This window comes from Cellulosimicrobium composti (genome assembly GCF_010287905.1).
Classification (GTDB): domain Bacteria; phylum Actinomycetota; class Actinomycetes; order Actinomycetales; family Cellulomonadaceae; genus Cellulosimicrobium; species Cellulosimicrobium composti.
This window is the reverse complement of the sequence record NZ_JAAFAN010000139.1, coordinates 1-1508: the sequence shown is the minus strand read 5'-3', so window position 1 is coordinate 1508 and position 1508 is coordinate 1. Positions and strand designations below refer to the sequence as shown.

1 protein-coding gene is annotated in these 1508 nt (G+C 77.3%); it reads left to right on the top strand.

All coding sequences use genetic code 11. The annotated features are described in order from the left end of the window. Window positions 1-215 precede the first annotated feature (215 nt). Window positions 216-1481 carry a winged helix-turn-helix domain-containing protein gene (locus tag GYH36_RS19035; protein WP_376739842.1) on the top strand — a complete coding sequence of 422 codons (1266 nt, stop codon included), beginning with the start codon at window positions 216-218 and terminating at the stop codon, window positions 1479-1481. Window positions 1482-1508 lie beyond the last annotated feature (27 nt).

Sequence of the window (1508 nt, the reverse complement as noted above, 5' to 3'; positions counted from 1 at the left end):
GGGGCCACCCGCCGCCGCGGGTGGCCGTCGGGCGCCGCCCCCCTCTCCTCGTCGTGCGCCTGGCCGCCGCCCCGGGCGGCGACGCCGGCGTGAGCCGGGCCCCCGCGCCCGCCCCCCCCGGGGGCCCGGGCGCGTCGTGCTGTCCAGGGCCATGGCGACCGGGCGGTCCTGGCCGGCGCGGCGGGCGTGTGGGTGGTGGAGGGCAGGATCGGGACGTGGTCGCCACCTCGCCCCGGTCCGAGCCGATGTCCCTGTCCCAGGCGCGCCGCGTCGCGCTCGCCGCGCAGGGGCTGCACCGCGAGCGCCCGTACGGCGGCGGCGACGGCCGGGCGCCGACCATGCGGCAGGTGCAGGGGGTGATCGACCGCCTCGGGCTGCTGCAGATCGACTCCGTGAACGTGCTCGCGCGCGCGCACCTCATGCCGCTGTACGCGCGGCTCGGCCCGTACGACACCGCGCTCCTCGACCGCGCCGCGGGGCGCGCGCCGCGACGGCTCGTGGAGACGTGGGCCCACGTCGCGTCGTACGTCCCGCCCAGCACGTGGCCGCTGCTCGAGTGGCGCCGGCGCCGCTACCGCACCGAGGCGTGGGGGACGATCAGCGCGGTCGAGATGAGCCACTCCGACGCCGTCGAGGACGTGCGCCGCCTCGTCACCGAGCGCGGTCCTATCACGGCGAGCGAGGTGCACGACGTCCTCGAGGCCGAGGGCCGCGCGCACCCGCGCGACCGGTCGCAGTGGGGCTGGAACTGGACCGTGGCCAAGCGCGCGCTCGAGTTCCTCTTCTTCACGGGCGAGATCACGTCCGCGCGTCGCAACAGCGCGTTCGAGCGCTGCTACGACCTCACCGAGCGCGTGCTCCCGCCCGAGGTCGTCGCCGCCCCGCCCGTCGCGGACGCCGACGCCGTCCGGTCGCTCCTCGAGATCGGTGCGCGCGCCCACGGGATCGGGACGCTGCGCTGCTTCAAGGACTACTTCCGCCTCAAGGGGCCCGCCGTGCGCACGGCCCTCGACGAGCTCGTCGAGGCCGGGACGCTGCGGCCGGTGACCGTGCGCGGGTGGGACGAGCCGACGTACCTGCACGCCGACGCCGCCCTCCCGCGGCGCGCGACGGCCGTGACGCTGCTCAACCCGTTCGACCCGCTCGTGTTCGAGCGCACGCGCCTCGAGCGCCTGTTCGACGTGCACTACCGGATCGAGATCTACGTCCCCGCAGCGAAGCGCGTGCACGGGTACTACGTGCTGCCGTTCCTCGAGGGCGAGGACCTCACGGCGCGCGTCGACCTCAAGGCCGATCGGCGGGCCGGGGTACTGCGCGTGCTGTCGGCGCACCGCGAGCGGGCCGCGGGGGACCTCACGGCCGCCCGGCTCGCCGCGGAGCTGCGCGTCCTCGGCGGCTGGCTGGGCGTCCCGGAGGTCGACGTCGCCCCGACGGGCGACCTGGCGCCCGCGCTCGCGGCCGTGGGCGCCGCCGCGCGCTGATAGCGCGGGGCGCCCGCGCGCTGAGAG